25 protein-coding genes are annotated in these 25,699 nt (G+C 70.9%); 6 read left to right on the forward strand and 19 right to left on the reverse strand.

From position 1 onward, the window contains the following. Positions 1–25: 25 nt before the first annotated feature. From IE124_RS14835 to dacB, 7 genes are all read right to left on the reverse strand, one after another. Positions 26–1,018, reverse strand: coding sequence for a hypothetical protein (locus IE124_RS14835; protein ID WP_229832471.1), 993 nt, complete (start codon positions 1,016–1,018; stop codon positions 26–28). Between the two features lie 71 nt (positions 1,019–1,089). Then, positions 1,090–1,695: a GTP cyclohydrolase I FolE gene (gene folE / locus IE124_RS14840; protein ID WP_189508222.1), complete on the reverse strand. Its 606-nt coding sequence runs from the start codon at positions 1,693–1,695 to the stop codon at positions 1,090–1,092. Positions 1,696–1,793: 98 nt separating this feature from the next. Then, positions 1,794–3,812 carry an ATP-dependent zinc metalloprotease FtsH gene (gene ftsH, locus IE124_RS14845; RefSeq protein ID WP_189508223.1) on the reverse strand — a complete coding sequence of 673 codons (2,019 nt, stop codon included), beginning with the start codon at positions 3,810–3,812 and terminating at the stop codon, positions 1,794–1,796. A gap of 182 nt (positions 3,813–3,994) precedes the next feature. Further along, positions 3,995–4,534 (reverse strand): hypoxanthine phosphoribosyltransferase, encoded by a 540-nt coding sequence (gene hpt / locus IE124_RS14850; protein ID WP_030219931.1) that lies wholly within the window; start codon positions 4,532–4,534, stop codon positions 3,995–3,997. Between the two features lie 41 nt (positions 4,535–4,575). Next, the gene (gene tilS, locus IE124_RS14855; RefSeq protein WP_189508224.1) at positions 4,576–5,586 is read right to left on the reverse strand and encodes a tRNA lysidine(34) synthetase TilS; all 1,011 of its coding nucleotides are present in this window, start codon (positions 5,584–5,586) and stop codon (positions 4,576–4,578) included. A gap of 207 nt (positions 5,587–5,793) precedes the next feature. Continuing rightward, positions 5,794–6,933: a zinc-dependent metalloprotease gene (locus tag IE124_RS14860; protein ID WP_189508225.1), complete on the reverse strand. Its 1,140-nt coding sequence runs from the start codon at positions 6,931–6,933 to the stop codon at positions 5,794–5,796. A gap of 82 nt (positions 6,934–7,015) precedes the next feature. After that, positions 7,016–8,575 (reverse strand): D-alanyl-D-alanine carboxypeptidase/D-alanyl-D-alanine endopeptidase, encoded by a 1,560-nt coding sequence (gene dacB / locus IE124_RS14865; protein WP_189508226.1) that lies wholly within the window; start codon positions 8,573–8,575, stop codon positions 7,016–7,018. Positions 8,576–8,677: 102 nt separating this feature from the next. Here dacB and IE124_RS14870 point away from each other — a divergent pair, with 102 nt between their 5' ends. Continuing rightward, the gene (locus tag IE124_RS14870) at positions 8,678–9,169 is read left to right on the forward strand and encodes an inorganic diphosphatase (protein ID WP_024758444.1); all 492 of its coding nucleotides are present in this window, start codon (positions 8,678–8,680) and stop codon (positions 9,167–9,169) included. 157 nt (positions 9,170–9,326) lie between these two features. Beyond that, complete coding sequence (locus IE124_RS14875; protein WP_189508227.1) at positions 9,327–10,985, forward strand: threonine/serine exporter family protein; 1,659 nt, start codon at positions 9,327–9,329, stop codon at positions 10,983–10,985. A gap of 92 nt (positions 10,986–11,077) precedes the next feature. Here IE124_RS14875 and IE124_RS14880 read toward each other — a convergent pair whose 3' ends face one another. Further along, on the reverse strand, positions 11,078–11,833 hold the full coding sequence (locus IE124_RS14880) for a DedA family protein (protein ID WP_189508228.1): 756 nt from the start codon (positions 11,831–11,833) through the stop codon (positions 11,078–11,080). 152 nt (positions 11,834–11,985) lie between these two features. Between IE124_RS14880 and IE124_RS14885 the strand changes: the two genes are divergently transcribed. The 3 genes from IE124_RS14885 to gad all read left to right on the forward strand — a co-directional run bounded on the left by IE124_RS14885 (position 11,986) and on the right by gad (position 15,222). Next, entirely contained in the window at positions 11,986–12,354 is a 369-nt protein-coding gene (locus IE124_RS14885) for a YbjQ family protein (RefSeq protein ID WP_189508512.1), read from the forward strand. Between the two features lie 105 nt (positions 12,355–12,459). Further along, positions 12,460–13,752 carry an ion channel protein gene (locus IE124_RS14890; RefSeq protein WP_189508229.1) on the forward strand — a complete coding sequence of 431 codons (1,293 nt, stop codon included), beginning with the start codon at positions 12,460–12,462 and terminating at the stop codon, positions 13,750–13,752. Between the two features lie 51 nt (positions 13,753–13,803). After that, the gene (gene gad, locus IE124_RS14895; protein WP_189508230.1) at positions 13,804–15,222 is read left to right on the forward strand and encodes a glutamate decarboxylase; all 1,419 of its coding nucleotides are present in this window, start codon (positions 13,804–13,806) and stop codon (positions 15,220–15,222) included. Positions 15,223–15,244: 22 nt separating this feature from the next. On the opposite strand, the gene IE124_RS14900 is transcribed toward gad, so the two are convergent. The 7 genes from IE124_RS14900 to IE124_RS14930 form a co-directional block, all read right to left on the reverse strand. Beyond that, a complete protein-coding gene (locus IE124_RS14900; RefSeq protein ID WP_229832472.1) occupies positions 15,245–16,327 on the reverse strand; it encodes a beta propeller repeat protein in 1,083 nt (360 codons plus the stop codon). A gap of 274 nt (positions 16,328–16,601) precedes the next feature. Beyond that, on the reverse strand, positions 16,602–17,366 hold the full coding sequence (locus IE124_RS14905; RefSeq protein WP_189508231.1) for an ABC transporter permease: 765 nt from the start codon (positions 17,364–17,366) through the stop codon (positions 16,602–16,604). Further along, positions 17,363–18,337 (reverse strand): ATP-binding cassette domain-containing protein, encoded by a 975-nt coding sequence (locus tag IE124_RS14910; protein WP_189508232.1) that lies wholly within the window; start codon positions 18,335–18,337, stop codon positions 17,363–17,365. Before IE124_RS14910 ends, IE124_RS14905 begins: the two co-directional genes overlap by 4 nt. 92 nt (positions 18,338–18,429) lie before the next feature. Further along, the gene (locus IE124_RS14915) at positions 18,430–19,071 is read right to left on the reverse strand and encodes a PadR family transcriptional regulator (RefSeq protein WP_189508233.1); all 642 of its coding nucleotides are present in this window, start codon (positions 19,069–19,071) and stop codon (positions 18,430–18,432) included. A gap of 44 nt (positions 19,072–19,115) precedes the next feature. Further along, positions 19,116–19,655 (reverse strand): DinB family protein, encoded by a 540-nt coding sequence (locus tag IE124_RS14920; RefSeq protein WP_189508234.1) that lies wholly within the window; start codon positions 19,653–19,655, stop codon positions 19,116–19,118. 81 nt (positions 19,656–19,736) lie between these two features. After that, positions 19,737–21,194 carry an aldehyde dehydrogenase family protein gene (locus tag IE124_RS14925; RefSeq protein ID WP_189508235.1) on the reverse strand — a complete coding sequence of 486 codons (1,458 nt, stop codon included), beginning with the start codon at positions 21,192–21,194 and terminating at the stop codon, positions 19,737–19,739. Positions 21,195–21,256: 62 nt separating this feature from the next. Further along, positions 21,257–22,129 (reverse strand): Sco1979 family transcriptional regulator, encoded by an 873-nt coding sequence (locus IE124_RS14930; RefSeq protein WP_189508236.1) that lies wholly within the window; start codon positions 22,127–22,129, stop codon positions 21,257–21,259. A gap of 342 nt (positions 22,130–22,471) precedes the next feature. On the opposite strand from IE124_RS14930, the gene IE124_RS14935 reads away from it, so the two are divergent. Further along, positions 22,472–22,978 carry an ATP-binding protein gene (locus tag IE124_RS14935; RefSeq protein WP_189508237.1) on the forward strand — a complete coding sequence of 169 codons (507 nt, stop codon included), beginning with the start codon at positions 22,472–22,474 and terminating at the stop codon, positions 22,976–22,978. 136 nt (positions 22,979–23,114) lie between these two features. Here the strand turns inward: IE124_RS14935 and IE124_RS14940 are convergent, their stop codons facing one another. From IE124_RS14940 to IE124_RS14955, 4 genes are all read right to left on the reverse strand, one after another. Then, positions 23,115–23,327, reverse strand: coding sequence for a DUF397 domain-containing protein (locus tag IE124_RS14940; RefSeq protein WP_030219358.1), 213 nt, complete (start codon positions 23,325–23,327; stop codon positions 23,115–23,117). Between the two features lie 271 nt (positions 23,328–23,598). After that, a complete protein-coding gene (locus tag IE124_RS14945; protein WP_189508238.1) occupies positions 23,599–24,390 on the reverse strand; it encodes a hypothetical protein in 792 nt (263 codons plus the stop codon). Next, positions 24,387–24,959, reverse strand: coding sequence for a SigE family RNA polymerase sigma factor (locus IE124_RS14950; protein ID WP_229832473.1), 573 nt, complete (start codon positions 24,957–24,959; stop codon positions 24,387–24,389). The genes IE124_RS14945 and IE124_RS14950 overlap by 4 nt, the downstream gene beginning before the upstream one ends. Before the next feature lie 109 nt (positions 24,960–25,068). After that, positions 25,069–25,686 carry a hypothetical protein gene (locus IE124_RS14955; RefSeq protein ID WP_189508240.1) on the reverse strand — a complete coding sequence of 206 codons (618 nt, stop codon included), beginning with the start codon at positions 25,684–25,686 and terminating at the stop codon, positions 25,069–25,071. Positions 25,687–25,699: the final 13 nt, after the last annotated feature.

Below are 25,699 nucleotides of genomic sequence, written 5' to 3' on the forward strand. Positions count from 1 at the left end.
ACCGTCCGGCGGCTCCACCCCGGCACTACCAGGGCTCACGCACGAGGTGCCCGTTCAGCAGGAAGGTCGGGTACGGGGCGAGCCGGTAGCTGTAGAAGGTGAAGGGCTTGGTGCCGAGGGCGGGGCGGGGGCGTACCTCTTGGACCTTGATCCAGGAGGACTCGGGCGGGTGGATGGGGTGGTCTTCGGGCGCGAAGGTTCCTCGATAGACCCAGCCGTCCGTCACGTAGAGCTGTGAGCGCAGTCCCCGCTTCGAGGGTGTGAACCGGGCCCCGATGATCTGTGCCAGATCCGCCAGGAACGGAACGTTCGCGCTGACGACATGGCGGCCTCCCCGGCCCTTGGCACGGCAGCCGTCCCCCTCGATGTACCCGTCGAGGAACCCGTCGAAGGTATCGATGTCCCGCAGCACCACACGGGGAAAAGCCTGCCGCATGTGGTGAGCGTCCCCACCCGCATAGGACCGCAGGGCGTCAGAGAGGTACGAGGAGACCACCCGTACGCGGAAACCGGGTAAGTCCCGCTTCAGATAGCCGGACGGCCGGGTCACCGCCTCAAGGCGGGCCGGGAGTCCTGTGCAGGCGGTCAGCGCGGTCGCGTACCGGGTCGCGAATTCCTCCTCGTTCACGACCAGCGACACATAGTTCTTGCCCACTGTGCCGTCGGCACACGTGGCACCGACGAAATAGCCGAACTCGTACCCGGACCTGATCGTCAGCCGCTCGCGGCACAGCTTCCGTGCATGCGTCCAGGCGACCGATTTCCCCAACACGTCCGCCGCGCGCGTCCAGCCGTCCGGCGTGGCCAGCAGCAGATCCGGACTGGCGGAGAACGTCATGTGATCCGTGACCACGTCGACGGCGGCACGGGCTTTCACCGCCGACACCTCCACGACCGTGGTCTGCACCGTCCGGTCTCCGTCCAGTGTCCACAGCGTGCTGCCCGGAGCTACGTTCTTCGCCTGGACACAGCCGTCCACCAGGTTCACCAGCATCTTGCTGGTCGGCCCGTACCCCATACCGATCCCCCTTGATCAGCGATCAACTCCACTGATCGGGGACGGTATGGAGCAAGGGGGACAGTCCGCGACTAACGGGCCAATATCAGGGACATAGCCTCAGCGCGTGTAGTAGCGTCGCGAAGTTGACCACGTACCGCCGAGGTGGTCGTCTTCGCGCCCGGCTTACGGACGCCACGCAGCGCCATGCACATGTGCTCGGCCTCGATGACGACGATCGCGCCACGGGCATCGAGGATGCGCATCAGCGAGTCGGCGATCTGCGTCGTCAAGCGCTCCTGCACCTGCGGACGGCGGGCGAAGACGTCGACGAGACGTGCCAGCTTGGACAGACCGGTGATCTTGCCCGTTTCTGCCGGAATGTAACCAATGTGAGCTACGCCATGAAACGGCAGCAAATGATGTTCACATTGGGACGTCAGTTCGATGTCCTTCACCAGGACCATCTCGTCGTGCCCGAGGTCGAACGTCGTCGTCAGGACATCCTCGGGCTTCTGCCACAGACCTGCGAAAAGCTCCCTGTACGCCCTCGCCACGCGCGCCGGCGTCTCGCGCAGTCCCTCGCGGTCCGGGTCCTCGCCGACCGCGATGAGGAGCTCTCGTACGGCGTTCTCGGCGCGCTTCTCGTCGAACTCGCCGATCGGGCCCTCGCCGTCCAGCGTCACCGGGTCGGTCATCTCTGTGCCTCGTTCCGTCTGAACCGTCGTGCGCGAAATGCCGCGCCCCCACAGGCTAGAACCTGTGGGGGCGCGGCAGCCATTCCGGATCGGGACGGTCAGTCCTCCGGGGTGTCCACCGGGGCGATCTCGATGCCCTTCGTGGTGTCGACCGCGGGGGTCGCCGTGCCGTTCGCGCTGTTCGTCAGTGCAAGCTCCTTGGGGGAGAGCACCGGCGGGCGCGTGGAGGGCGTGCGGCGGGAGGAGCCGGTCCAGGCCGGGCGGGCCGGGCGCTTGACGATGGGGGCGAAGATCTCGGCGATCTCCTCCTTGCCCAGCGTCTCCTTCTCCAGCAGCGCGAGGACCAGGTTGTCGAGAAGGTCACGGTTCTCGACGAGGATCTCCCAGGCCTCGTTGTGCGCGGTCTCGATGAGCTTCTTGACCTCTTCGTCGACCAGCGCCGCGACCTCTTCCGAGTAGTCGCGCTGGTGCGCCATCTCGCGGCCGAGGAACGGCTCGGTGTTGTCGCCGCCGAACTTGATGGCGCCGAGACGCTCGGTCATGCCGTACTGCGTGACCATCGCGCGGGCCGTGGCGGTGGCCTTCTCGATGTCGTTCGCCGCGCCCGTGGTCGGGTCGTGGAAGACGAGCTCCTCGGCCGCGCGGCCGCCCAGCATGTAGGCCAGCTGGTCGAGCATCTCGTTGCGCGTGGTCGAGTACTTGTCCTCTTCCGGGAGCACCATCGTGTAGCCCAGGGCGCGGCCGCGGGACAGGATGGTGATCTTGTGGACCGGGTCGGAGTTCGGCGAGGCCGCCGCGACCAGGGCGTGACCGCCCTCGTGGTACGCGGTGATCTTCTTCTCCTTGTCCGACATGATCCGGGTCCGCTTCTGCGGGCCCGCGACCACTCGGTCGATCGCCTCGTCCAGAGCCTTGTTGTCGATCAGCTTCTGGTCGCTGCGGGCGGTGAGGAGCGCTGCCTCGTTGAGGACGTTGGAGAGGTCCGCACCGGTGAAGCCGGGGGTGCGGCGGGCGACGGCGCCGAGGTCGACGTCCGGCGCGACCGGCTTGCCCTTCTGGTGGACCTTGAGGATCTCCAGACGGCCCTGCATGTCCGGACGGTCGACGGCGATCTGCCGGTCGAATCGGCCGGGGCGCAGGAGGGCGGGGTCGAGGATGTCGGGACGGTTCGTGGCGGCGATCAGGATGACGCCGCCCTTGACGTCGAAGCCGTCCATCTCGACGAGCAGCTGGTTGAGGGTCTGCTCGCGCTCGTCGTGACCGCCGCCGAGGCCGGCGCCGCGGTGGCGTCCGACGGCGTCGATCTCGTCGACGAAGACGATGGCCGGTGCGTTGGCCTTGGCCTGCTCGAAGAGGTCGCGGACGCGGGAGGCGCCGACGCCGACGAACATCTCGACGAAGTCGGAGCCGGAGATCGAGTAGAACGGCACGCCGGCCTCGCCGGCGACGGCGCGCGCGAGGAGCGTCTTGCCGGTTCCGGGCGGGCCGTAGAGCAGGACGCCCTTCGGGATCTTGGCGCCGACGGCCTGGAACTTCGCGGGCTCCTGGAGGAATTCCTTGATCTCGTGGAGTTCCTCGACGGCCTCGTCCGAGCCTGCGACGTCGGCGAAGGTGGTCTTGGGCGTGTCCTTGGTGATGAGCTTCGCCTTGGACTTGCCGAACTGCATGACGCGGGAGCCGCCGCCCTGCATCTGGTTCATCAGGAAGAGGAAGACGACCACGATGAGGACGAAGGGGAGGAGGGAGAGCAGGATCGAGACGAAGGGCGACTGCTTCGTCGGGGAGACGGTGTAGCCCTTCTCGATCTGCCCGGCCTCGAACTTCTCCTGCAGCTTGTCCGCGACGTCGACGCCCTGGGAGCCGATGTAGCTGGCCTGGACCTTGCTGCTGTTGTCGATCTTCTGACCGTCGACGAGTTCGATCTTGATGATCTGCTCGTCACCGGTGGTGACCTTTGCCTGCTTGACCTGGTTCTTGTCGATCGCCTGGACGACCTTGCCGGTGTCCACCGTCTTGTAGCCCTCGGACGAGCCGACGACCTGCATCAGCACGACCACGGCGAGGACGGCCAGCACGATCCACATGACCGGCCCACGGAAGTATCGCTTCACGTCCATCCATACGGAGCGAGAACGCCCCGTCCCTCCTGCCCGTAGGAAAATGCTGCTGTGAGAGCTGCATGAGTGCTGCTATGTGAAAAAGCTGTTCTTCGGACGGTACCTCAGCATCGTCGCCCGCGACCGCCTTCCCATGGTTCAACGGGGGGAAGGCGGTGCGGGTTCCCCGTCCGGGCGGGTGTTCAGCCGCCGTAGACGTGCGGGGCGAGCGTGCCGACGAACGGAAGGTTCCGGTACTTCTCCGCGTAGTCGAGGCCGTAGCCGACGACGAACTCGTTCGGAATGTCGAAGCCGATCCACTTGACGTCGATGGCGACCTTGGCGGCCTCGGGCTTCCGGAGGAGGGTGCAGACCTCCAGGGAGGCGGGCTCGCGGGAGCCGAGGTTCGACAGCAGCCAGGACAGGGTCAGGCCGGAGTCGATGATGTCCTCGACGATGAGGACGTGCTTGCCCTTGATGTCGGTGTCGAGGTCCTTGAGGATCCTGACGACTCCGGAGGACTGGGTGCCGGCTCCGTAGGAGGAGACGGCCATCCAGTCCATGGTGACGGGGGTGGACAGGGCGCGAGCCAGGTCCGCCATGACCATCACCGCGCCCTTGAGGACACCGACGATGAGCAGGTCCTTGCCCGCGTATTCCGCGTCGATCTTCGCGGCCAGCTCTGCCAGCTTGGCGTCGATCTCTTCCTTGGTGATGAGCACCGACTGGAGGTCGGTGCCCATGTCCTTCTCGTTCACCCGGGTCACTTTCGTTGCAGCGTGCGTCAGCCTTGCCGGATGACAAGTCTGCCACCCTGGCGGCGGGCTTCGACGCGACCGGGCAGGTTGATGGCGCCTTGGCCGCGCCAGCCGGTGATGAGCCGGTCGACTTCCTCGATGTGGCGGGCGAAGAGGGAGCCGGCGGGGGCGCCCTCGGCGATGACGGCGCGGCGCAGGACACGGCGGCGTACGGCGGGGGGCAGGCCGAAGAGCTTGGCGCACTCGAGGGCGCCGGCCTCGTCGCGTACGGCGGTCTCGGCGTCGGCGGCCCAGGTGTCGAGGGCGTCGGCGTCGTCCCGGGAGAGCTGGGCCGTCCGGGCGAGGGCTTCGACGACGCCCTTGCCGAGGGCCTTCTCGAGGGCGGGGAGGCCTTCGTGGCGAAGTCGGGAGCGGGTGTACGCGGGGTCGCTGTTGTGGGGGTCGTCCCAGACGGCGAGTTCCTGTGCGATGCAGGCCTTGCGGACGGTCTGGCGGTCGAGCTGGAGGAACGGACGCCGGTAGCGGCCGGCGGCGCCGGAGACGGCGGCCATGCCGGAGAGCGAGCGGATCCCGGAGCCGCGGGCGAGGCCGAGGAGGACGGTTTCCGCCTGGTCGTCGCGGGTGTGGCCGAGGAGGATCGCGGCGGCGCCGTGGCGTTCGGCGGCGGCGTCGAGGGCCGCGTAGCGCGCGTCGCGGGCGGCGGCCTCGGGTCCGCCTTCGCGGCCCACGGTGACGGTGATCGCCTCGACGGGGGTGAGGCCGAGGGCGGTCATGCGTCCGAGGACCTCGGTGGCCCGGGTGTCGGAGCCGTTCTGGAGGCCGTGGTCGACGGTGATGCCGCCTGCGCGTACGGGGAGCTTGCGGGTCTCGAAGGCGAGCGCGGAGGCGAGCGCCATGGAGTCGGCGCCTCCGGAGCAGGCGACGAGGACGAGCGGCTCGTCCGTGCCGGCGGGGTCGGTGGTGTGGTCGGTGAGGACGTCGTGGAGTACGCGGCGGACCGCCAGGCGTATCGCCGCGACCGCAGGATGGGGACCCATGTCCGGTGCCCTTCGTGATGGGGTGGGGTGCCTCGGTCGGAGTCTTAACGGTCGGAAAGGGGGTTTCGGTCACTCAGAGTGCGTCGATGGTGACAGAAACCCGGCCGTTACCCGAGCATTGCACGCCTCACCCCATGCCCAGGGTCCCTCGGATGGGTGATTGGCGGGTTGTTCTCCCGTGTCACTGCGCCGTCCGGCGCACCTGTCTCACGAGTCTGCCTTACGGTGCACCCTCGCGATCCAGTCGGCGGGGGCGGCGATCTCGGACTTGGTGGGGAGCGTGTTGGGGGAGGTCCACACGCGGTTGAAGCCGTCCATGCCGACCTGGTCGACGACGGCGCGGACGAAGCGCTCGCCGTCGCGGTACTGGCGCAGTTTGGCGTCGAGCCCGAGGAGCTTGCGCAGGGCGAGGTCGAGGCGGGAGGCGCCGCGGGCGCGGCGCTGCTGGAACTTCTCGCGGATCTCGGCGACGGAGGGGACGACGTCGGGGCCGACGCCGTCCATGACGTAGTCGGCGTGGCCTTCGAGCAGGGACATGACGGCGGTGAGGCGTCCGAGGATCTCGCGCTGTTCGGGGGTCTGGACGATCTCGACGAGGGAGGGGGCGGGTTCGCCGGCCTCGCCCTCGGGGCGGCCGCCGGCGAGGGCCTGGGCGGCTTCGCGGAGGCGTTCGACGAAGGTGCCGGGGTCGACCTCGGTGGCGGCGAGGAAGGACTGGATCTCGCCCTGGAGGTGGTCGCGGAGCCAGGGGACGGCGGTGAACTGGGTGCGGTGGGTCTCCTCGTGGAGGCAGACCCAGAGCCGGAAGTCGTGGGGCGAGACTTCGAGTTCGCGTTCGACGTGGACGATGTTGGGTGCGACGAGGAGGAGTCGTCCGCCGCCGTCGGCGCCGGCGGGGAGTTCGCGGGTGGCGGGGGCGAAGGTCTCGTACTGGCCGAGGATGCGGGAGGCGAGGAAGGACAGGAGCATGCCGAGTTCGACGCCGGTGACCTTGCCGCCGACGGCGCTGAGGACGGCGTTTCCGGGGGTGGTCGAGCGGCGTTCCTGCATCTTGCCGAGGAGCGGGGTGAGGAGTTCGCGGAAGCCGGCGACGTTGGCCTTGATCCAGCCGGCGCGGTCGACGACGAGGACGGGGGTGTCGTGGACGTCGGCGCCCTCGGGGAGCATCCGGGTGTAGGCGCGGACGTGCCGCTCTGAGGCTTTGGCGTGCTTGCGGAGTTCGGCGACGACCTCGCGGGCCTCGTCGCGGCTGACTTCGGGTCCGGGCCGCACGAGGCGGGTCGCGGTCGCGACCGCGAGGTTCCAGTCGACCATCCCGGATGTGCCTGCGCCACCGATGCTCGTCATGCGTCAACCGTACGGTCTCGGCGCCCGATCGGTGCGGGTTCGGAGCGGGTCGGGCGTCGGTGGGGTGCGGGTGGGCGGTGGGTCAGCCCTGGTCGGCGAGGGCGGCGGAGAGCCGGTCGAGGGCGGGCTGTGCCTCGTACGGGGAGAGGGTGCGGCCGGCGAGGAATGCGAAGGCGAGGAGCCGTCCGTCGGGGGTGACGACGGTGCCGGCGAGGGTGTTGACGCCCGTGAGGGTGCCGGTCTTGGCGCGGACGAGTCCGGCGCCGGCGGTGGCGGGTGCGGTGTCGAAGCGGCCGGAGAGGGTGCCGGTGAAGCCGCCGACGGGCAGGCCGGTGAGGACGGGGCGGAGGGTGGGGTGGGCGGGGTCGGCCGCGCGGGTGAGGAGGGTGGTGAGGAGGGCGGCGGAGACGCGGCCGCGGCGGTCGAGTCCGCTGCCGTCGGCGAAGCGGGCGCCGGCGAGGGGGAGGTCGAGCTCGGCGAGTTCGGCCCGTACGGCCTTGCCTGCGCCTTCGAAGCTCGCGGGCAGGTCGTGGGCGAGCGCGGTCTGCCGGGCGAGGGCCTCGGCGAGGTCGTTGTCGCTGAGGGTGAGGGTGCGCTCGGCGAGGTCGGTGAGGGGGGCGGAGTAGGTGCGGGCGAGGGGGTCGGCTTCCGGGGCGGGGCCGGCGCCGGGGGTGGTCGCTTTCGTCGTGGCCTTGGCTGCGGGCGCTGCCGAAGCCGTGGCTGCGGATGTGGCTGCGGGCTCTGTCGGAGCCGTGGCTGCGGCCGCCTTGGCTACGGCCTTGGCCCTTGCCGGGTGTCCGGTGGCCTCCGTCGGCGCTCCGGTGAGCTTGACGCCGGCGTCGGTGAGGAGGGCGGCGAAGGCGGTGGCGGTGTCGGCGGCCGGGTCGGCGGTGCGGGGCGCGGGGCCGCTGCCGCTCTCGTCGAGGCGTCCTTCGCGGGTCATGAGTGCGGTGACGGGGGCGAGGTTCTCGTTGGGTCCGATGGGGTGGAGCTCGGGGCCCTCGTAGAGGCTCGTGTCGTAGGTGAGCCGTACGGAGGTGAGGCCGCGGGTCCTGAGGGCGCGGGCCGTGTCGGCGGCGAGGCGCTCCAGGCGGGCCGGGTCGAGGGTGGGGTCGCCGCCGCCCGTGAGGGTGACGGTGCGGCCGTCGGGGGTGGCGGTGACGGTGGTGGGGATGCGGTGGTCAGGGCCGAGGGCGGAGAGCGCGGCGGCGACGGTGGCGATCTTGACGGTGGAGGCGGGTGTCATGGGGGTGCCGGCGCCTTCGCCGTACAGCTGGGTCCCGGTGGCGGTGTCGACGACGGAGGCCGTGCGGAGCGGGCCGAGGCCGGGGTCGGCGAGGAGCGGTACGAGGGTGGCGGCGAGGTCCGCGGGGCGGGTCGCGGGGCGGCCGGCGACTGCCGGGGCGTGGAGTGCGGGCAGGACGCCGGCGGCGCTGGGGGCGGGTGCGGGTCGGTGGGGCGCGATGGGCGGCGGGGGCGGGGCGTGATGTGCGCCACCCGCCACGGGGGCGGCGGCGCGGGCCCGCTCGGCCGTACGCTGGCCCGAGTCCCAAGGGCCCGCCGCGGTCACCGCCACGGCGGCCAGGGCCAGTCCGAGGGCGGCGGAGCCCGCCGTGAGCTGCCACAGCCTCGGCTCGGGCATTGCTGACCAGCCCCTTTCGCGATCACGGTCGTCCGTGAGGGACACTTAATCACCGCGCGTCGTCGCGAGCATTCACTTGTGTTGATTCAGGAGGAGCCACCCGTGGAGTTCGACGTTCTCATCGAGATCCCCAAGGGATCGCGTAACAAGTACGAGGTCGACCACGAGACGGGTCGCATCCGTCTGGACCGTCGTCTGTTCACGTCGACGGCCTACCCGACCGACTACGGCTACGTCGAGAACACCCTCGGTGAGGACGGCGACCCGCTGGACGCGCTCGTCATCCTCGACGAGCCCACGTTCCCGGGCTGCCTGATCAAGTGCCGCGCGATCGGCATGTTCCGCATGACGGACGAGGCGGGCGGCGACGACAAGCTGCTGTGCGTCCCGGCCACCGACCCGCGCATGGAGCACCTGCGGGACATCCACCACGTGGCGGAGTTCGACCGCCTGGAGATCCAGCACTTCTTCGAGGTCTACAAGGACCTGGAGCCGGGCAAGTCGGTCGAGGGCGCCGACTGGGTCGGCCGCGCCGAGGCCGAGGAAGAGATCGAGAAGTCCTACGCGCGTGCCAAGGAGCAGGGCGGCCACTGAGCTCCCGCTTCCTGACGGCCCTCACGGGCTGATCTTCTGATCGCGTGAAAGGCGGTGCACCCTTCGGGGTGTACCGCCTTTCGCACGTCTGTCGCACCTTCGTACCTTCGGACCTTCATACTGGAATCCACGATTCCCTGGGGATGAGGCGGAGAGAGTGGTGGCGGAGCCGGAGGGCCCCGAGGAGGCTCCGGAGGACCGGAAGCCTCAGTCGGACGAGGCACGGAGCGCGTTCGTCCCGCCGGCCGGCGTGGAGCAGCCGGCGCCACCCGAGGAGGAGCACCCGACCTCCGAGTTCGCGCTGCCGCCCGGTCTGACCCCGGAGCCGCCGCAGGAGCAGGAGGGGTCGGCGTTCGCGACACCCGCCACCTACTCGGCGAAGACCTCGCCGCCTGTGTTCACCCCGGCGTACGGGGTGCCCCTGGTGCGGCTCTCGCAGGACGCGCCGTGGCAGGACCGGATGCGGACCATGCTGCGGCTGCCGGTGCACGAGCGGCCGGTGCCGGAGGCGGCGGGCAAGGTCGACGAGTCCGGCCCTTCGGTGCCGCGCGTCCTCGACCTGACCCTGCGCATCGGCGAGCTGCTGCTCGCGGGCGGGGAGGGCGCGGAGGACGTCGAGGCGGCGATGTTCGCGATCTGCCGTTCGTACGGGCTGGACCGGGTCGAGCCGACGGTCACCTTCACCCTGCTGTCCGTCACCTACCAGCCGTCGCTGGTGGACGACCCGGTCACGGCGAACCGGACGGTACGGCGGCGGGGCACGGACTACACGCGGCTCGCCGCGGTGTACACGCTGCTCGCGGACATCAACGCGCAGGCGCACGAGGTGACGCCCGAGGAGGCGTACCGCAGGCTCGCGGAGATCCGGCGGAACCGGCACCCGTATCCGGGGTGGGTCCTCACTGCGGCGGCGGGGGTGCTGGCGGGCGCGGCCTCGGTGCTGCTCGGCGGCGGGCCGACGGTCTTCTTCGTGGCGGCGCTCGGCGCGGTGCTCGGGGACCGGCTGGCGTGGCTGTGCGCGGGGCGCGGGCTGCCGGAGTTCTACCAGTTCCTGGTGGCGGCGATGCCGCCGGCGGCGATGGGTGTGCTCCTGACGCTGCTCCACGCTGACCTTCGGCCCTCGGCGGTGATCACCGGTGGTCTGTTCGCGCTGATTCCGGGGCGGGCGTTGGTGGCGGCCGTGCAGGACGGTCTGACGGGCTTCTACATCACGGCCTCGGCCCGGCTCCTGGAGGTCGCGTACTTCTTCGTCGCGATCGTGGTGGGCGTGCTGTCGGTGCTGTACGTAGCCGTGCAGTTCGACGCGCAGCTGAACCCCGAGGGGGCGCTGCGGGCGGTGGAGCGGCCGGTGACGCAGATCCTGGCGTCGATGGTGCTGTGCGCGACCTTCGCGATCCTGCTGCAGCAGTCGCGGTCGACGGTGCTCTTCGCGACGCTGAACGGCGGGGTTGCGTGGGTGATCTACGCGTCGATCGCGGTGACGGCCGAGGGGTCGACGGTGATGGCGACGGCCGTGGCGGCCGGTCTGGTGGGGCTCTTCGGGCAGCTGATCGCCCGGTACCACCACACGTCGTCGCTGCCGTACGTGACGGCGGCGATCGGTCCGCTGCTGCCCGGTTCGGCGACGTACTTCGGAGTGCTCGCGATCGCCCAGAACAACCTGGACCAGGGCTTCGCCTCGCTGGCGAAGGCGGCGGCCCTGGCCCTGGCGATCGCGATCGGGGTGAACCTGGGGAGCGAGCTGGCGCGCCTCTTCATGCAGGCCCCCGGTGCGGCGGCGGCCCGCAGGGCCGCGAAGCGCACCAGGGGCTTCTAAAAGCCGGAGCCGCCCCGAGGGGACTCGGGACGGCTCGGGGCTGTGCGAGTGTCCCGAGGGGACTCGGGACGGCTCGGGGCTGTGCGCGGGGGTCAGCGCTTGGCGTGGCGGCCGCGGGAGGCCGGGGGGTTGGGGGTGCCGGGGGCGTCGTGCCCGCCGTGGGTCCCGTGGCCGCTCTGGCCACTCTGGTCGCTCTGGTCGCCGTGCTCGCCGGCGGCCTTGGCCTTCTTGGACTGGGAGCGGGCCCGGAGGTACTCGATCACGATCGGGACGACCGAGAGCAGGACGATCCCGACGAGGATCATCTCGATGTGCTGGTGCACGAAGTCGATCTTGCCGAGGGAGGCACCGAGCAGGGTCACGCCCGCGCCCCACAGCACACCGCCGATGATGTTGAACGTGATGAACTGGCGGTAGTTCATCTTGCTGACGCCGGCGATGATCGGCGTGAACGTCCGGACGATGGGGACGAAGCGGGCCAGGATCAGCGACTTCGGGCCGTGCTTCTCGAAGAACTCGTGGGCCTTCTCGACGTTCTCCTGCTTGAAGAGCTTCGAGTCGGGGCGCTTGAAGAGGGCCGGTCCGACCTTGCGCCCGAAGAGGTATCCGACCTGGTCGCCGATGACCGCCGCGGCCACGATCAGCGTGCACATCAGCCAGAGCGGCATGTCCAGCTTGCCGGTGGTGATCAGCAGGCCGGTGGTGAAGAGCAGCGAGTCGCCGGGCAGGAAGAACCCGATGAGGAGACCGGACTCGGCGAAGACGATGGCCAGGACACCGATCGGACCAAAGGTCTGAATCAGATAGTCCGGGTCCAGCCAGCTCGGTCCGAGGGCAAGCGTGTTCACGGGTTCCGGGCTCCTGCGGTCAGTGGGGGCATGGGGGGACGGCTCGCCCCAAGCTATCAACGCGGACGGGACCCGACCGGTTCCACCCGGCTCCCACAGGATGCGGAGCGGGACTCCGGGCCCGAGGGTGGGGGGCCAGGAGGTGTATGCCGATGGGCATCGAGGAGTACGGAGGCGGCCAGGAGCCGCACCCGGACGTGCTGGTCGTGACGACGAACGACGTGCCGGGATACGAGGTCAGACAGGTCATCGGTGAGGTCTTCGGGCTCACCGTGCGCTCGCGCCATCTGGGCAGTCAGATCGGCGCGGGGCTGAAGTCGATGATCGGCGGTGAGCTGAAGGGTCTGACCAAGACCCTGGTGCAGACCCGCAACCAGGCGATGGAACGACTGGTCGAACAGGCCCAGGCTCGCGGCGCGAACGCCGTGCTGATGTTCCGCTTCGACGTGACGGAGGCGGCGGACGTGGGCACGGAGGTGTGCGCCTACGGAACGGCCGTGGTGATCGCCCCGCGGGTCTGAGTCGCGCACGTCACGTGAGCCACTGGGGGGGCAGCACGTTCGTGCGGTTCCGTTTCGCATGGATTTCGGGATGTTGTGCGGCATTTGCTCACTTATGGTGGGCCGGTGGCCCCTGATCATGCTCCGCCCGCACCGTCACCCTCCCCCGCGGAGGACCAGTTCCGGATCCTGCTGCCCCAGGTCCTGCCCGCGCTCGTGGTCGGTGTGGCGGCGAGCCTCATGTACCTGGGGATCAGCTACGTCTCCGAGGAGTTCCAGGTCGTGCTCTGGGACGACCTGCCGGACGCGCTCGGCATCGGCAGGTACTCCTCCCTCTGGATCATCACCATGCTCACGGCGACCGGCATCGCCGTGGGCCTCGTCGTGTGGAAGGTGCCCGGACACGCCGGTCCCGACCCGGCTTCCCAGGGCCTCGGCGGCGCACCGCTCGCCCCGGCAGTGGTACCGGGTCTGCTGCTCGCGAGCGCGCTCGGGCTGGCCGGCGGCGTCAGCCTCGGCCCCGAGAACCCGATCATCGCCGCCAACATCGCCCTCACCTACTGGATCGGCCACAGGATCCAACCCTCGCTGCCGGGAGCCGCCTGGGTCGCCCTGGCCTCGGCCGCGACCGTCGGCGCACTCTTCGGTACGCCGGTGGCCGCCGCCCTCATCCTCTCCGAGGCCCTGGCGTCGCAGCAGCCGGGCCGCGGCTCCCTCTGGGACCGCATCTTCGCCCCGCTCGTCGCGGCCGGAGCCGGCGCGATGACCACCCAGCTGATCTCCAATCCCAGCTTCGACATCGGACTGCCGACGCTGACCGACCCCGGCTACGAGGACCTCCTGGCCGCCGTCGTCATCGCCCCCGCCGCCGCCGTCTTCGGGCTCGCCGCCTGCTACCTCTTCCCCTACGTCCACGCGGCCTTCCAGCGCCTGCGGCACCCGATGCTGATGCTGCCCCTGGGCGGACTCACCCTCGGTCTCCTGGGCGCCCTCGGCGGGCAACTGACCCTCTTCAAGGGCCTGGACGAGACCGAGGAGCTCGCCGCCTCGGTCGGCTCCTGGTCCTCCGGCGAACTCGCCAAGCTGGCCGTCGTCAAACTCCTCGCCCTCCTCGTCGCCGCCTCCTGCGGCTTCCGGGGCGGCCGCATCTTCCCCGCCGTCTTCATCGGCTCCGCCTTCGGACTGCTCGCCCAGGCGCTGGTCCCCGAGATCCACCCGGCCGTCGCCGTCTCCTCCGCCGTCCTCGGCGTGCTCCTCGCCACCACCCGGCAGGGCTGGATCAGCCTCTTCACCGGCGCCGCCCTCGCCGCATCGCCCTCGATCCTCGCCCTCCTCTGCATCGCCTCCCTCCCCGCCTGGCTGATCGTCACCGGCCGCCCCCAGCTCGAACTCGACCGCGAGGGCAGATCGCTGCACTGACCTCCCACCCCGCCCCATCCCACGCCCCCCACCCGGACAGAAGGAATCCCCATGCCGCTGCACCAGGGTCCCGATGCCTCCAAGCCCGAGCACGAACACCGGCTCGCGCTCAACCCCTTCTACGGGGCGGCCGACCCCATCGGCGACATGACCGAGGCCCCACCGCGCCACCAGCTCCCCGACGGGCCGCTGCCCCCGATGCACGCCTACCAGCTCGTCCACGACGAGCTGATGCTCGACGGCAACTCCCGGCTCAACCTCGCCACCTTCGTCACCACCTGGATGGAGCCCCAGGCCGGTGTCCTGATGGGCGAGTGCCGCGACAAGAACATGATCGACAAGGACGAGTACCCGCGCACCGCCGAACTGGAGCGCCGCTGCGTCGCCATGCTCGCCCACCTGTGGAACGCCCCGGACCCGGGCGCGGCCGTCGGCTGCTCCACCACCGGCTCCAGCGAGGCCTGCATGCTCGCCGGCCTGGCCCTCAAGCGCCGCTGGGCCAAGCGGAACGCCGACCGCTACCCGGCCACCGCCCGCCCCAACCTGGTGATGGGCGTCAACGTCCAGGTCTGCTGGGAGAAGTTCTGCGAGTTCTGGGAGGTCGAGCCCCGGCTCGTGCCCATGGAGGGCGGCCGCTTCCACCTCGACGCCGAGTCCGCCGCCGCGCTCTGCGACGAGAACACCATCGGCGTCGTCGCCGTCCTCGGCTCCACGTTCGACGGCTCCTACGAACCGGTCGCCGAGATCTGCGCCGCCCTGGATGCCCTCCAGGAGCGCACCGGCCTCGACATCCCCGTCCACGTCGACGGAGCCTCGGGCGCCATGGTCGCCCCCTTCCTCGACGAGGACCTGGTCTGGGACTTCCGCCTCCCCCGTGTCTCCTCGATCAACACCTCCGGTCACAAGTACGGCCTGGTCTACCCGGGCGTCGGCTGGGCGCTGTGGCGCTCGCCCGTCGAACTCCCCGAGGAGCTCGTCTTCCGGGTCAACTACCTGGGCGGCGACATGCCCACCTTCGCCCTCAACTTCTCCCGGCCGGGCGCCCAGGTCGTCGCGCAGTACTACACCTTCCTGAGGCTCGGCCGGGGGGGCTACCGGGCGGTGCAGCAGACCTCCCGGGACGTCGCCCGGGGCCTCGCCGAACGCATCGAGGCCATGGGCGACTTCCAGCTCCTCACCTACGGCAACCAGCTGCCCGTCTTCGCCTTCACCACCGCGCCCGACGTCACCTCCTTCGACGTCTTCGACGTCTCCCGGCGACTGCGCGAACAAGGGTGGCTGGTCCCCGCCTACACCTTCCCGGCCAACCGCGAGGACCTCTCCGTCCTGCGCGTGGTCTGCCGCAACGGCTTCTCCGCCGACCTCGCCGGACTGCTCATCGAGGACCTGACCCTGCTGCTGCCCGAACTACGGCGCCAGACACGTCCGTTCACCCACGACAAGGACGCGGCGACCTCCTTCCACCACTGAGCGGCCCACCGGGCCCCGCCCCTCAGGACTCCTCACCCTCACAGGCCAGCCGGAACTCCGACCACCGCACACCGTCGGCCGTCAGCGCGTACCGGCAGGGGGCCGTCTCCCGCAGCAGTCCCAGCGGGGTGCGGCGGGTGAAGTGCGCGCCGTCGCCGAGCCGGACGAACGTACGCCCGCCGTCCCCGCTTCCGTACCCCGACAGCTCCCCGCCGATCTCCACCCGGCCGCCGGGGCCCGGCACCGGCAGCCCCAGCAGCGTCCGGGGCTCCCGCTCCGGTCCCGTCGTCCACATCCGCTGCCACGTCCGGCCGCCGTCCACCGAGCGGTGCAGCGCCCGCATCGGGTTCTTCACGGGCTCGCCGCCCGTCAGCTCCCCCATCTCCGCCGCGTACACCGCGTCCTGGCCGACCGCCACCGCCGTGTACCACCCGGGACCCGTGGCCGGGCTCGGCAGCCGGCTCACCGTCCAGCTCCGGCCCGCGTCCCGGGAGACGGCGACCGCCGCACGCCCCGAGAGCGGATCCGTCCCCGAGACCCACCAGGACCCGTCGGGCTCCTGCCGCTCCGCCGGTCGCGGGTGCGCCCCCAGAAGCGGTACCCGGGCCAGCGCCCTGCGCCGCCCGTCCTGCGGCGAGACCACGACGACCCGCGTCCTCGCGCAGTCGTCCACCGAGGCCCCGGCCGGCGCCGGGCAGTCGGTGGCGAGCACCGCTCCCACCGGTATCTCCGGGGTCGTGCCGACCGTACGCCGGTCGCCCGCCCGCCAGGTCCTGCCCCCGTCCCGCGTGAACCAGGTCCGGTCCCCCGGCCCGGCGCCGCCGGCCTCGACCAGCGCCCGGCCCGGCCCGAGCACCAGCAGATTCGCCGAGATCCCCGTCGCCGACGACACCTCGGGCAGCGGCGACCGCCGCAGCACCCACTCCTTCGCCCCCGCGTCCAGCACGGCCACGTGCTGCCGGCAGACGCCGCCCTCCGGTGCCTCTTCGCCCTCCCGGCACTCGGCGAGGAGGGCGAATCCGCTGCCGTCGCGCGCGAGCCCCGGACTGTGCGACCAACCCGGCAGCGCCGGCGACGAGGGCAGCCGGGGCGCCGCCCCGAACACCCCCGTCGGGCGCGGGGATGACCCCCCGGAGCTCCCGGGCCCCGCGGATCCCCCGGACCCCGCAGCGCCCCCTGGCGCCCCGGCCCCGCGCGGGTCGTCGCTCCCGCCCGGGGCCGTACACCCCGTCAGTACCGCCAACACCAGCGCCACGACGGCGCCGGTCGCTCCCACGAGCCTGCGCATCGCACGACCCCCCTTGTCCCTCGGGCGGTTCGCGGTGAACCGCTGCTTTCAATACACCGCTCACCGCCTCCGGGTTCCCACTTCCGCGCGGCTACTTCCCGAGCCGCCCGAACCTCCGTACCGCCAGCGGGAAGAAGACCGCGAGCAGCACCAGCGGCCACACCACCGCCGCCATCACGTGCCCCGGTTCGCCGCCCGGATTGCCGAAGAGCTCGCGCACCGCCGTCGCGGTCGCCGACATCGGGTTCCACTCCACGACCGTGCCGAGCCAGCCCGGCATCGAGTCCGGCGAGGCGAAGGCGTTGGAGAGGAAGCCGACGGGCCAGACCAGGATCTGCACGGCCTGCACCAGCTCCGCCCGGCCCGCGACCAGGGCGAGGAAGATCCCGATCCACAGCATCGCGAAACGCAGCAGGAGCAGTAGCCCCAGCGCCCCCAGGGTGCTCCCGGCTCCGCCGCTCGCCCGCCAGCCGATCGCGTACCCGACGCCCACCATCACGAGCAGCCCCGCGGCCGACTGGAGCATGTCGGCCGCGGCCCGCCCGACCAGGACGGCCCCGTCGGTCATCGGCATCGCCCGGAACCGGTCGATCACGCCCTTGTTCAGGTCCTGCGTCACCGCCGTCATGGTGCCTTCGAGCCCGAAGACCATGGTCAGCGTGAGCATCCCGGGCACCAGGTAGTCGACGTAGTCGCCGTCGACGGTCCGCCCGCCGCCCACGAGGTAGCCGAACATCAGCAGCATCATCACTGGGAACACGAGCCCGACGAGGACCTGCACGGGCTGGCGCGCCCAGTGGGCCAGCTCGCGGCGGGTCATCGTCCAGCAGTCGCTCACCACGTACGCGACGCTCATGCCGCGACCTCCTTCCCGAGCAGGGCGTCCCGCCCTGATTCCCCCTCCGTCAGCCGCAGGAAGGCCTCGTCCAGCGTCGGCCTGCGCAGCGCGATGTCCTCCGCCTCGATCCCGGCCTCCCCGAGCACCCGGACGGTCTCCGTGAGCGAGGCCATCCGGTCCGCCACCGGGGCGCTGAGGAGCCGCCGGTCGGCGTCCACGCTCACCTCCGCCCGCGCCGCCGGCAGCAGCCCGGCCGCCTCTTCGAGGCGTGCCGCGTCCCGTACGACGACGTCGATGCGGTCGGCGCCGACCCTCGCCTTGAGCTCGTCCGCCGTGCCGTCGGCGACGACCCGCCCCCGGTCCACGACCGAGATCCGGTCGGCGAGCCGGTCGGCCTCCTCCAGGTACTGCGTCGTGAGCAGGACCGTCGTGCCCCCGCCGACCAGGGAGCGCACCGACTCCCACACCTCTCCGCGGCCGCGCGGGTCGAGCCCGGTCGTCGGCTCGTCGAGGAAGAGCACCTCGGGTTCGGTGATCAGCGAGGCGGCCAGGTCCAGCCGCCGCCGCATGCCGCCGCTGTACTGCTTGACGGGCTTGCGGCCGGTGTCCGTGAGGCCGAACCGCTCCAGGAGTTCGTCCGCCCGCGCCCCGGCGCCCCGCGCGCCCAGGTGGTGGAGCCTGCCGAACATCTCCAGGTTCTGCCGGCCGCCCAGCTCCTCGTCGAGGGCGGCATGCTGCCCGAGCAGCCCGATCCGCCGGCGCACCTCCCGCGCCTCGGTCCGCACGTCGTGTCCCGCGACCCGCACCAGGCCCTCGTCGTGGCGCAGGAGCGTGGCGAGGATCCGTACGGTCGTCGTCTTCCCCGCGCCGTTGGGGCCCAGCAGGCCGTGGACGGTGCCGCGGCCGACGGTCAGGTCCAGCCCGGCGAGGGCGTCCTTCTCCCCGTACCGCTTCCGTGCGCCCTCGACGAGGATCGCTTCCCTGTCCATTCCGATTCCTCCCGAAAAATCCTTAGTCAAATTTGACCACTTGCCGCCGACGGAGGAAGTTATGCCCCCACAGGGCATCTAGTCAACCTTGATCAGTCGGTGGATTCCGAGTCGTCGGAGCCCGTCGCGAAGGGGTTCTCCTCGCCCTCGGCGAGCACGCCCACGAAGGGATCGCCCTCCCCCGCGAACACGTACGCCCCGCCCTCGATCCGCTCGATCAGGCCGAGCGTCCACTCCTTGCCGGCGTCCGCCGAGTGGATCCACATGTGCATGATCTCGCCGATGTGCCCGAGCTGACCCGGGCCGCCCTCCGGCGTGTAGTACTCGGTGACCGCGTCCCGCCACTCGTCGAGCGCCCGCACCCGCCGCCGCAGCAGCTCCGCCGCCTCCTCCCTGGGGAGGTCCACGATGAAGCCGATGCCGGCGGACAGGACGTCCATCTTCTGGTCGTACGTGGTCAGGGCCTCGCGCAGCAGGGCGAAGTACTCCTCCGTGCCCTGCTCCGTCAGCTCGTACTCGACGCGCGGTGGCCCGCCGACCGTGCTCGGCGCGATCTCGGAGGCGTGCAGCAGTCCCTGCTTCGCCATCTGCTTGAGCGCGTGGTAGATCGAGCCGGGCTTGGCGTTGGACCATTCGTGCGCGCCCCAGAACTCCAGGTCGTTGCGCACCTGGTAGCCGTGGGCGCGGCCGTGCATCTTCACCGCACCCAGGACGAGCAGCCGGATCGCCGACATCGCCGTACCTCCTGGTCAATTTTGACCAGGGTACGCGCGCGGGGTCACCGCCCCTGCTCCTGCGCGATCAGGTCGAAGGAACCCTTGCCGTCCAGGGACTCGCGGATGACGTCCGCGTGCCCGGCGTGCCGCCCGGCCTCCTGGACGAGGTGGAGCAGCATCCAGCGGACCGACACCCGGCCGTCCTCCGGGAACCAGGGCGCCTCCGGCAGCGGGAAGGTGTCGTCGAGGCTCGGCACCGAGCGGGCGAAGTCCTCGGTCTCCTTGGCCACGCCCGCCCAGAACGCCATGATCTCCGGGATCGTCTCGTCCCCGACGAGCCGGAAGCCCTCGCCCCAGGTCTCCTGGGACCGCTGCTTCTCGTTCGGACGCTGCTGCGCGAGGCGGAGCCAGTTCAGCTCCACCTCCGCGACGTGCTTGAGCAGGCCGGACAGGCTCAGCTCGCTGACGCTGGGACGGCTCGCCGCCTGCTCCTCGGTGAGACCGAGGAGGGAGCGGCGGATCGCGGCGCGCTGGGCCTCGATGAAGTTGAGGAGCGCGCCGCGCTCGTCGCCGTGGGCCTCGATGGGAACGAGAGCGACCATGATGTCCACCTTGGGTAGGGGGCTTCTTTTCGACACCCTCAACCTACGGACCCTTGCGGACAGCTACGGTCCTCAACTCCGTCAGAAGGGGAAACGGCTCCGGCCGTGCTGGATGGAGATCCACTTCTGGGTGGTGAAGGCGTCCACCATCGCATCGCCGTTGAGCCGCCCGATGCCGGAGTGCTTCTCGCCGCCGAAGGGCACGATCGGCTCGTCGTGCACGGTGCCGTCGTTGATGTGGATCATGCCCGTGTGGATGCGCTGGGCGACCCGCACGCCCCGCTCGACGTCCCCGGTGTGGACGGCGCCGCTGAGCCCGTACGGGGAGTCGTTGGCGATCCGCACGGCCTCCTCCTCGCCGTCGAAGGGGACGATGAGCGCGACCGGGCCGAAGATCTCCTGGCTCAGCACGGGCGAGCCGGCCGGGATGTCGGACAGGACGGACGGGGAGACGACGTTCCCCTCGGCCGAGCCGTGCAGCAGCGCCGTCGCGCCGGCGGCGACCGTCTGGTCGACGAGCGAGGAGACGGCCTCCGCCTGCTGCGAGTTGATCAGCGGGCCGATGTGGGTGGCGGGGTCGGCGGGGTCGCCGACGCGCAGGGTCTTCACCTTCGCCACGAACTTCTCGGTGAACTCCTCCTCCACCGTCCGGTCCACCAGGATGCGGTTGGCGGCCATGCAGACCTGGCCCTGGTGCACGAAGCGGCTGAAGACGGCCGCGTCCACGGCGTAGTCGACATCGGCGTCGTCGAGGACGATCAGCGCGCTGTTGCCGCCGAGTTCGAGGACGGCGTGCTTGAAGTTCTGCGCGCAGACCGTGGCGACGTGGCGGCCGACCCGGTCGGAGCCGGTGAAGGAGATGACCTTCGGGACGGGGTGGGTCAGGAGCGCGTCGCCGATCTCGGCGATGTCGGTGACAACGACGTTCAGCAGACCGGCCGGGAGGCCGGCCTCCTCCAGGACCTTGGCGACGAGGGTGCCGCCGCAGATCGGGGTGTTCTGGTGGGGCTTGAGGACGACCGCGTTACCGAGGGCGAGGGCGGGGGCCACCGACTTGATCGAGAGGAGGAAGGGGAAGTTGAACGGGGAGATGACGCCGACGACACCGACCGGGAGGCGGTAGACGCGGTTCTCCTTGCCGTCGACCGGGGACGGCAGGATGCGGCCCTCGGGACGCAGCGCCAGCTGCACGGCCTCGCGCAGGAACTCCTTGGCGAGGTGCAGCTCGAAGGCGGCCTTGAGGCGGGTGCCGCCGAGCTCCGCGACGATCGTCTCGGCGATCTCCGCCTCACGGTCCTCGATGATCCGCAGCGCCCGCTCGAAGACGAGCCGGCGCGCGTACGGGTTGGTCGCCGCCCACTCGACCTGCGCGCGCTCGGCGGCCCGGTAGGCGCGGTCTACCTCGTCGGCGGTCGCGACGGTGATCGAGGCGAGCTTCTCCCCGGTGTACGGGTTGAAGTCGATGATGTCCCACGAGCCGCTGCCCGGCTTCCACTCGCCGTCGATGTACTGGTGGGCCAGGTCGGTGAAGTGCGACATGGTGGAGACCCCTCTAACCGCTACCCGTGATCAGACTGATGTGGCGTCATCGTACTGATGTGTCAGGAGAGTTGAAGAAGTCCACGGAGAAGATCCCGGCTTTCGGCCGGATCCGGACTGTCCTTCTGGAGGCGCTCCATCACGCGCTGGTACTGGGCGACCTCCTCGCGCTTGTCGACGTAGAGGGCGCTGGTCAGCTGCTCCAGGTAGACGATGTCGGAGAGGTCGGACTCGGGGAAGCTCAGCATCGTGAAGGCGCCGCTCTCGCCGGCGTGGCCGCCGAAGCTGAAGGGCATGACCTGGAGGGTGACCCCGGGGTGCTCGGAGATCTCGATCAGATGCTTCAACTGCCCCCGCATGACGGCCCGGTCGCCGTACGGACGGCGCAGCGCGGCCTCGTCGAGGACGGCATGGAACTGCGGGGCCCGCTCGGAGACGAGGACCTTCTGGCGCTCCAGGCGCAGGGCGACGCGACGGTCGATCTCGGCACGCGGTGCCTCGGGCATGCCGCGCGTGACGACCGCCTGGGCGTAGGCCTCGGTCTGCAACAGGCCGTGCACGAACTGGACTTCGTAGACGCGAATGAGGGAGGCCGCGCCCTCCAGGCCGATGTAGGTGGGGAACCAGCCGGGCAGGACGTCGCCGAAGCTGTGCCACCAGCCGGTGACGTTGGCCTCGCGGGCGAGCCCGAGGAGCGCGCCGCGCTCCGTCTCGTCGCCGACGCCGTAGAGCGTCAGCAGGTCCTCGATGTCCCTGGCCTTGAAGCTCACCCGTCCCAACTCCATGCGACTGATCTTGGATTCGGACGCGCGGATCGAGTAGCCGGCCGCCTCGCGGGTGATACCGCGCGACTCGCGCAACCTCCTCAGCTGGGAGCCCAGCAGGATGCGCCGGACCACACTCCCGCTCGTGCCACCGGATTCGCCTGCGGTCACGGCTCTCAGCCTCCCCTTTTACGGTGTCGAGCCCCCGTCGAGCCCCGGATTCTGCCACCAAACGCTTCAGCGCGTACACATTCGATTACGGAAAGAGGGCGACTTCCGGGCATCTGCTCGACGAACAGGGGCGCACGAGGGGGCGTATGCGCGCCGAATCGGCCGTCAACCCGCAGAAGATATGCACAGATTCACCACAGGGACGGACAGGTCCGGCGCGTGCACGTGCATCTGCCCTTGCATCCCGTCGGCGCATTCGGAACCATGGACCCCGCGCAGCCGCGTACTCGTTCGTGTTGTCGTGTTGTCGCACCACAGTCGCGATTCCCGGGAGTGCCTCGCATGGGGACCAATGGATCGACCGTGCTCGAGCCGTTACGGCAGGGCCTTCCGCCGATCGATCCCGGCGCCGTCTCCACCTCCGCCTCCTGCGCCCTGCCCGCCCGGTACGAAGCCGTGCGCGGGGCCCGGAAGTTCACCAGTGCGACGCTCGACCGCTGGGACATGGGCGACCGCTTCGACGACGTGGCCCTGGTCGTCTCCGAGCTCGTCACCAACGCGCTGCGGCACGCGGTGCCCACCGACGCGCCCCAGGAAGACGGCCAGAACCCGCCCGTGAGGCTGCATCTCATGCGCTGGGCCTCGCGCCTCGTGTGCGCCGTGCGCGACCCGAGCGGGGAGAGCCCGGAGGCACGCGGCGGCGAGGAGGACTTCGCCGCCGAGTCTGGGCGCGGGCTGTTCCTGGTCGAGGCGTTCAGCGACAGCTGGGGCTGGCACCCGCTCGCCGGGACGCTCCGGGGCAAGGTCGTGTGGGCGCTGTTCCGGGTCGGTCCGGAGCAGCAGCAGTAGCGGGGAAGTCCCCGTACGGACGAAGGAAGGGCCTCGGCGGAAACCGCCGGGGCCCTTCCTCATTTCCTCACGCCGCTCTCGCGCGGCCCTCGTGCCGTCGTCGCGCGGTCCTCGCGCGGCCCTGAGGGCACTCGGCTCACACCAGGTGGTCGAACTCCCCGTCCTTGACGCCGAGCAGGAGCGCCTCTATCTCCGCAGGCGTGTAGACGAGCGCGGGCCCGTCGGGGTGACGCGAATTGCGGACGGCGACGTTTCCCCCCGGGAGCTTGGCGAACTCCACGCAGGATCCCTGGGAGTTGCTGTGCCGACTCTTCTGCCACACGACGCCTCGCAGCTCCGTGGCCGCCATGCCGTTGTACGCACGATGCGCATGATGCACTGGTAGCTCCCCGAGTTGCTTGGTGCAGGTGTCAACTTCCTCGGATCATAGCTGTGTTCATATGCCGATGCATGAGCAGATGCACGTGCACGGGCGGTGGCGTAGCGGCTACGCGACTCAGCGTGCTACCGGCAAGTACGGCGGGCGCGCCCTCCGACCAGCCTACGACTCCTGATCTTCCTCGGACCGGCCTGCTTCCTGCCTGGGGTGCGGAAGGCCTCGTGGTGACGGCGGCCGTCGGTCAGCCCGGGAGGGCCGAGAGGAGCTTGCCCGCGCGGTCGTACATCGCGACGGAGAGATCCCCGCTCGTCGCCCCGGTGTGCGCGTACCAGACGCCCCAGCCGGGGCGGCCCGGCAGTTCGAGCAGGGTCGCGGTGATCCTCTCGCCCCCGGGGCCCGTGAGCTCGACGCCGCCCACCGCGCGGGTCCCGTAGTACAGGCCCGAGTGGAAGGCGCCCGCCGGGTTTCCGCTGCTCTGGTGCGACACACCGGGCTCGGCCGTGTCGACGTTCCCGTCGATGACGCTGCGGGAGTTCTCCAGCCCGTCCGGACCCACCCAGTGCTTGCCCTCGGCCGTCAGCCAGACCTTCCAGCCCTTCCCCGCGTCGACGCGCTCGCCGGGGGCCACGACCCGGACCTGCGTCGACGTCCGTGGCGGCGTGGAGGTGGGCTCGGGCGAGGACGTGGGCGAGGGGGCCCGGGGGGTGACGGTGGCCGGTGGCGCTGCCACCGGGGCGGGGGCCGAAGAGGACGGGTCCGTGTACGCCACTGCGACCACCACGGCCGCCGCGACCGTCGCGGCGCCGAGGGCCGACAGCGCCGAGAACGTCGCCGTGCGGCGGCGCCGGAACGACCGGCCCGCGCTCCGGACCGCCGCCAGCGGCACCGGACTCGGGGTGACGCCGAAGGCCTCCCGCGCGAACGCCTCACGGATCCGGTCGACTTCGGCCCGGGTCGCGGAGTCGTCCGGGTCGGGCGCGGGGGCGCTTCCGGGTCCCGTCTCGGGGTCGGGGGCGGTTCCGGGGGTGGTCATCGGCGGGCTCCGGACGGGGCGGGGGCGTACGGGACGGGGGCGGCGGCGAGCCGGGGGTGGGTGCGCAGCGCCGCCAGGCCGCGTCTGGCATGCGTCTTGACCGTGCCGATCGAGCAGCTGAGCACGCTCGCTATCTCCTGCTCGGTGAGGTCCTCCCAGTAGCGGAGCACCATCACCGCGCGCTGGCGGGCGGTGAGGTCCGCTAACGCCTCCTGGAGCGCGGTGCGCTGTTCGACGTGCTCCGCGTGTCCCGCGTGTGTGTGCCGGAGCGACTCGGGGAGTACGGGGGTGAGGAGCAGCGCGACCCGCTTGCGGCGGAGGCGGCTGAGGTTGTTGTTGACGAGGGCCCGGCGCACGTAGAGCTCGATCTCACTCCGGGGGACGCGCCGCCAGCGCCCGTACACCTTGGCGAGCGTCGTCTGGACCAGGTCCTCCGCCTCGTGGAAGTCGCCGGTCAGGAGCTGGGCCGTGCGTACCAGCCGGGGCCAGGCGGCGACGGCGAAGGCGGCGAAGCCGTCGTCGTCGGCGGTGGCTTCGGGCTCGGAGTCGGCGGCGGGCTCGTGCGGCACGGTGGCGGACCTCGCGATCGTTCGGTGGTGGAGAGGGCGGGGCCAGCCCCGTGCCGGGCCCCGCCACATTCATGGGTGCGGCCGGTCGTCCGGCCGTCCGGCCGTCCGGTCAGAAGTCCCAGGCCGGCAGGTCTGCCAGGAGCTTGCCCGAGCGGTCGTACAGCGCGACGGCCGGGCTCCCGCCCTGGGTCGGGGCGATGTGGACGTACCAGACGCCCCAGTCGGAGCGGCCGGGCAGCGCGACGAGGGTGGCGAGGGTCTTGCGGCCGTCCGCGTCGGTCAGTTCGACTCGGCCCGCGGCGCGGGTCCCGTAGTAGAGCCCGGAGTGGAAGACGCCGCTCTCACCGCCCTCGCTCTGGTGGCTCACGCCCGGCTGGGACCGGTCGATGTTGCCGTCGACCACGCTCCGGAAGTTCTCGTAACCGTCCGGCCCCGACCAGTACTTGCCCTTCTTCGTCAGCCAGACCGTCCAGCCCTGCCCGGCGTCGACGCGCTCACCGGGGCGGACGGTGCGGACGGGGGTGTTCTGGACGGGGGCCTTGGAGGGGGTGGTCCTCGTCTCCAGGGCCGTGGTCGTGACCGTGGACGGGGACGTGGACGTGGACGTGGCCGTGGCCGTGACGGTCTTGGCCGTCACCGTCCCGGCGGTCGCCGATGCCGGGGCGGCGAGGGTCGCCGCGGCCATCACGGCGACCACGGCCGACACGTACTGCTTCTTCGTCATCATGCGGTTGCTCCTT

Source organism: Streptomyces narbonensis (assembly GCF_014649015.1).
GTDB classification, from domain to species: domain Bacteria; phylum Actinomycetota; class Actinomycetes; order Streptomycetales; family Streptomycetaceae; genus Streptomyces; species Streptomyces narbonensis.

What these genes read in the sequence shown, in the direction of transcription:
- IE124_RS14835 (WP_229832471.1), bottom strand. Translation starts at nt 1,018, where the DNA reads ATGGGGTACGGGCCGACCAGCAAGATGCTGGTGAACCTGGTGGACGGC.
- IE124_RS14955 (WP_189508240.1), bottom strand. Translation starts at nt 25,686, where the DNA reads ATGATGACGAAGAAGCAGTACGTGTCGGCCGTGGTCGCCGTGATGGCC.
- gad (WP_189508230.1), top strand. Translation starts at nt 13,804, where the DNA reads ATGCCGCTGCACCAGGGTCCCGATGCCTCCAAGCCCGAGCACGAACAC.
- IE124_RS14905 (WP_189508231.1), bottom strand. Translation starts at nt 17,366, where the DNA reads ATGAGCGTCGCGTACGTGGTGAGCGACTGCTGGACGATGACCCGCCGC.
- IE124_RS14915 (WP_189508233.1), bottom strand. Translation starts at nt 19,071, where the DNA reads ATGTCGGCGATCCGGCTGCTCGTCCTGGGTGCGGTGAAGATGCACGGC.
- IE124_RS14910 (WP_189508232.1), bottom strand. Translation starts at nt 18,337, where the DNA reads ATGGACAGGGAAGCGATCCTCGTCGAGGGCGCACGGAAGCGGTACGGG.
- IE124_RS14935 (WP_189508237.1), top strand. Translation starts at nt 22,472, where the DNA reads ATGGGGACCAATGGATCGACCGTGCTCGAGCCGTTACGGCAGGGCCTT.
- tilS (WP_189508224.1), bottom strand. Translation starts at nt 5,586, where the DNA reads ATGGGTCCCCATCCTGCGGTCGCGGCGATACGCCTGGCGGTCCGCCGC.
- ftsH (WP_189508223.1), bottom strand. Translation starts at nt 3,812, where the DNA reads ATGGACGTGAAGCGATACTTCCGTGGGCCGGTCATGTGGATCGTGCTG.
- IE124_RS14940 (WP_030219358.1), bottom strand. Translation starts at nt 23,327, where the DNA reads ATGGCGGCCACGGAGCTGCGAGGCGTCGTGTGGCAGAAGAGTCGGCAC.
- IE124_RS14920 (WP_189508234.1), bottom strand. Translation starts at nt 19,655, where the DNA reads ATGGTCGCTCTCGTTCCCATCGAGGCCCACGGCGACGAGCGCGGCGCG.
- IE124_RS14885 (WP_189508512.1), top strand. Translation starts at nt 11,986, where the DNA reads ATGGGCATCGAGGAGTACGGAGGCGGCCAGGAGCCGCACCCGGACGTG.
- IE124_RS14945 (WP_189508238.1), bottom strand. Translation starts at nt 24,390, where the DNA reads ATGACCACCCCCGGAACCGCCCCCGACCCCGAGACGGGACCCGGAAGC.
- hpt (WP_030219931.1), bottom strand. Translation starts at nt 4,534, where the DNA reads ATGGGCACCGACCTCCAGTCGGTGCTCATCACCAAGGAAGAGATCGAC.
- folE (WP_189508222.1), bottom strand. Translation starts at nt 1,695, where the DNA reads ATGACCGACCCGGTGACGCTGGACGGCGAGGGCCCGATCGGCGAGTTC.
- IE124_RS14925 (WP_189508235.1), bottom strand. Translation starts at nt 21,194, where the DNA reads ATGTCGCACTTCACCGACCTGGCCCACCAGTACATCGACGGCGAGTGG.
- IE124_RS14860 (WP_189508225.1), bottom strand. Translation starts at nt 6,933, where the DNA reads ATGACGAGCATCGGTGGCGCAGGCACATCCGGGATGGTCGACTGGAAC.
- dacB (WP_189508226.1), bottom strand. Translation starts at nt 8,575, where the DNA reads ATGCCCGAGCCGAGGCTGTGGCAGCTCACGGCGGGCTCCGCCGCCCTC.